The organism is Paenibacillus wuxiensis, from assembly GCF_040195695.1.
Taxonomy (GTDB): Bacteria; Bacillota; Bacilli; order Paenibacillales; family Paenibacillaceae; genus Paenibacillus_B; species Paenibacillus_B suaedae.
In genome coordinates this window covers 1-3,621 of sequence record NZ_JBEFZI010000027.1, presented here as the reverse complement: position 1 = coordinate 3,621, position 3,621 = coordinate 1, and the positions used below count along the sequence as shown (strand labels likewise).

Below are 3,621 nucleotides of genomic sequence, written 5' to 3'. Positions count from 1 at the left end.
TGGAGCGGACAACGAGATTCGAACTCGCGACCCTCGCCTTGGCAAGGCGATACTCTACCACTGAGCTATGTCCGCATTTTGTCGTTCAAAACGATATATCAGAAGCGACAAGTAATAATATATCATAAGGTATTAAGTAATGCAACCCTTATTTCAAAAAAAATAATAAATAGCTGAAGAACCTTGCTGTTGAGCCACTGGAGACTTCAAGGTGCCTGTTCTAGGACATCTCATCACAACGCTTAACAGCTATTATCGCCCACAAGCTCCAACGGTTCTCTACGTTCCCCCGTCCCTCAGAGCATTTCGTCAGGTCGCCATAGTGGAATGCAATCGTTATTCCAGTCGTACGTCCCCTTATTTGCTCTAGATGGGTTTGAGACGCTTTACGTATCCAAATCCCCTCTTTAAGGGTTTAAAAGGGCTCTTACAGGCTTCTAAGCTTATCCCTAAGATTTAATTCCTTCTATTCTCCAACATAATACTGAGACCTACAAGAACACGTAGCTACCTAAATAAACAGCAAAACGGTAAAAGGCTAATTCGAATAATGAATCAATCGCTTCATCTAAAAGGAATTGTCCCATCAAAGGTGGGACTTTATTTATAAAAGATGTACCTAATTAGTGTGTACAAGTAAAGCCTCGAATATTTCGGGTCTTTGTCACAGATAGGACTCATCTACAGCACAAGCTAATGGTTATATGTGGTATATTGGAAATGTATAACATTAATATACATTTCCAAGGAGGTTACTATGAAAAAATCGTTAGTCATCATTTCAACAGTGCTAATGTTATCAACATTTACTGGATTCGCTTCTGCTGCGCCTGACTCAACTAGAATTGCACCAACTCAATCAGAAACCTCAACAGATTCAAGAGAAATTTCACTTTTTGATGTTAGTCACGTTGGGTACCATTCCTTCCAGAGCTCATTTCATGCAAACATCCATGCCGGAAAGAGCTTAGACGTTCATGTAAAGAATGACGGCCCAGGAACAGTGTACATGACGTTAGTACGCGATGGAAAAAACTATGCGGTAGACATTCCAATATCTTCAGGCCAACAAAAAACAGAAACAATTAAAGTCTTTGGTGGCTTTATCTCTGAAAAATGGAAAGTATTCATTACTAATAAAGACGGCCATAATATGGACATCCAAGTTAAGGCAAAACAATACTAAAAGCATTTAAGCAAATGATCATAATAAAGCCTCGGACTAACCCGGGGCTTTACTTCTTTGGTGCCGGCCTCATATTGCCGCCAGACAAACTACTCCAAAATGGGTTAAAGTAACATTCCCTGTCAAACCAAAAAATTATCTTAGATCTTTCATTACCTCTCTTTGCATATATCTCTCTCCTCTTATCTTTAAACAGCATTATCCATGTTATGTTACAACACCACTATCCTGCCCGACAGTTCAACAAAAGGACGCTCCCCATTCTTTGCTTGGGTTACAATCACAAACTAAAGAACGTACGCAGGTAGCATGTATTGCTTAAAAAGAAGCCATGGCTTAATCTAAGCACTAAGATAATACTTTGGTGCTTATGACATTTTCGTTTTCGGAAGGCATGATGCTCGGGATGTGTTTATCCTCGCGTTGCTCACATACCGGAATAAACGAAAATATTTTATATCTTATCGTGCAGCATATCACATCCATCAATTATCACTACAAATAAGCAAAATTGATTCAAGACAAATAGAATGAATATCTCTCAATCTTATTGTCTGCATTTTGGTGATCAATAGCATCCACTTCACATCCGCTATATCGACACCTGAGCCAGCAAAATAGAAGCTAATTCCCATTGACATTATGAAGAAGCTTGATCCACCACGTTTGGCCAAAAAGGAACTCTCGCGTGGACGCTGGGGCAGTGTCAGACATTTCTTAAGGCAGCATCTGTGAGTCGCTTCTACACGGCCTATTTAACGACCATAAACACAGGAATTCGGCGTGGTGAGGTTCTAGGTGTCCAGGTGAGCGATTTCTCTTATGAAGGCAATTACATCGACGTTACGCAGTCACTCACGTATCATAAAGAATTCGGCTTCATTGTTCAGGCACCAAAAACAAAGAAGTCCGAAAGGTACACACCTATCATAGATAGGTATACTTGAAAAGCTGAAAGAGAAGATCGATCAGAGTCATATATATCAACGCACAAAATAACGAAGTATATATCAGCAACAATGGGGTTTGATTAATTGCCACTCAGACGGTGAGCCAATACGTCCATCTATGAAAAGATAGTAAAAAAGAGCGGACTGCCATACATTCGATTCCATGACTTGCGGCATTCATTTGCAACTAACTTGTGGGAGCTTGGTTTCGATCTTAAAGACATTCAAGAAATGTTGGGTCATTCTAGTGTAGCCATAACCGGAGACATCTATACTCACATGAGAGATGAAAAGAAAAAGAACCTCATGGCGAAATATTCTGAGGCTATAAACTCGATGAATAAAAGCAATGATCCTGTGGATATCTAGCTTTCCGTTAACAAGTCCGTTAACAAAAACAAGGAGCCTTACGCCCCTTACTATCTATAAACAGCAAAAAACCCTTGTCCGACAAGGGTTTAATGATATGGTGCGCGTAGAGGGACTTGAACCCCCACGCCAAAGGCGCTAGATCCTAAGTCTAGTGCGTCTGCCAATTCCGCCATACGCGCACGATATTTAACTGGTGAGCCATGAAGGACTCGAACCTTCGACACCCTGATTAAAAGTCAGGTGCTCTACCAACTGAGCTAATGGCTCTTACAATGGCTGGGGATATAGGATTCGAACCTATGCGTGACGGAGTCAAAGTCCGTTGCCTTACCGCTTGGCTAATCCCCAATAAGGTAACAATGGTGCCGGCGAAAGGAGTCGAACCCTCGACCTACTGATTACAAGTCAGCCGCTCTACCAACTGAGCTACACCGGCATATTATGGTGGACGCTGACGGGATCGAACCGCCGACCCTCTGCTTGTAAGGCAGATGCTCTCCCAGCTGAGCTAAGCGTCCATGTTGTATGTTTGTTTCACCAGCAACTCTTATATCATATCAAAATCAATTAACTTGTTCAACCCTCAGTTTTTACCAGTTGAGAAGTTGTAATGGTGACCCGTAGGGGATTCGAACCCCTGTTACCTCCGTGAAAGGGAGGTGTCTTAACCCCTTGACCAACGGGCCATGCAATAGAAGTCTATATAAACTACTTCGATCTCTTCTGTGGAGCTCTCAACCGGGATCGAACCGGTGACCTCATCCTTACCATGGATGCACTCTACCGACTGAGCTATGAGAGCAAATGGCTCCCCGAACAGGACTCGAACCTGTGACAACTCGATTAACAGTCGAGTGCTCTACCAACTGAGCTATCAGGGAATATTACTGGACTCTCACAGGACCCTTCCTGTATGGAGTCCTTACAAAGGACTGCTTGGCGACGTCCTACTCTCCCGGGACCCTGCGGTCCAAGTACCATCGGCGCTGGAGGGCTTAACGGTCGTGTTCGGGATGGGTACGCGTGGAACCCCTCCGCCATCGCCACCAAACAGCATTGGCTAAAGCCAATATGAAGTTCAAGGTTTGAACCTTGAAAACTGAATGCGAAAGT

General features: G+C 43.0%; 2 protein-coding genes, 9 tRNA genes and 1 rRNA gene. 2 read left to right on the top strand and 10 right to left on the bottom strand.

Features of this window, described 5'->3' with window-relative positions; translation table 11 throughout:
- A tRNA-Gly gene (locus ABN764_RS29380) sits at window positions 1–75 on the bottom strand.
- Between the two features lie 682 nt (window positions 76–757).
- Between ABN764_RS29380 and ABN764_RS29375 the strand changes: the two genes are divergently transcribed.
- Together ABN764_RS29375 and ABN764_RS29370 are read left to right on the top strand one after the other, a co-directional pair.
- Complete coding sequence (locus ABN764_RS29375; protein ID WP_072727691.1) at window positions 758–1,186, top strand: hypothetical protein; 429 nt, start codon at window positions 758–760, stop codon at window positions 1,184–1,186.
- Window positions 1,187–2,250: 1,064 nt separating this feature from the next.
- Window positions 2,251–2,505 (top strand): site-specific integrase, encoded by a 255-nt coding sequence (locus ABN764_RS29370; RefSeq protein WP_446673853.1) that lies wholly within the window; start codon window positions 2,251–2,253, stop codon window positions 2,503–2,505.
- 98 nt (window positions 2,506–2,603) lie between these two features.
- On the opposite strand, the gene ABN764_RS29365 is transcribed toward ABN764_RS29370, so the two are convergent.
- The 9 genes from ABN764_RS29365 to rrf form a co-directional block, all read right to left on the bottom strand.
- Window positions 2,604–2,687 (bottom strand) — tRNA-Leu (locus tag ABN764_RS29365).
- 12 nt (window positions 2,688–2,699) lie between these two features.
- Window positions 2,700–2,775: transfer RNA gene (locus ABN764_RS29360), tRNA-Lys, on the bottom strand.
- A 6-nt stretch (window positions 2,776–2,781) separates the two neighbouring features.
- Window positions 2,782–2,856 (bottom strand) — tRNA-Gln (locus tag ABN764_RS29355).
- 12 nt (window positions 2,857–2,868) lie between these two features.
- Window positions 2,869–2,944, bottom strand: a tRNA-Thr gene (locus tag ABN764_RS29350).
- A gap of 6 nt (window positions 2,945–2,950) precedes the next feature.
- A tRNA-Val gene (locus tag ABN764_RS29345) sits at window positions 2,951–3,026 on the bottom strand.
- Window positions 3,027–3,119: 93 nt separating this feature from the next.
- Window positions 3,120–3,194, bottom strand: a tRNA-Glu gene (locus ABN764_RS29340).
- A gap of 40 nt (window positions 3,195–3,234) precedes the next feature.
- Window positions 3,235–3,310: transfer RNA gene (locus tag ABN764_RS29335), tRNA-Thr, on the bottom strand.
- Window positions 3,311–3,313: 3 nt separating this feature from the next.
- A tRNA-Asn gene (locus tag ABN764_RS29330) sits at window positions 3,314–3,389 on the bottom strand.
- Between the two features lie 53 nt (window positions 3,390–3,442).
- Window positions 3,443–3,559, bottom strand: a 5S ribosomal RNA gene (gene rrf / locus ABN764_RS29325).
- Window positions 3,560–3,621 lie beyond the last annotated feature (62 nt).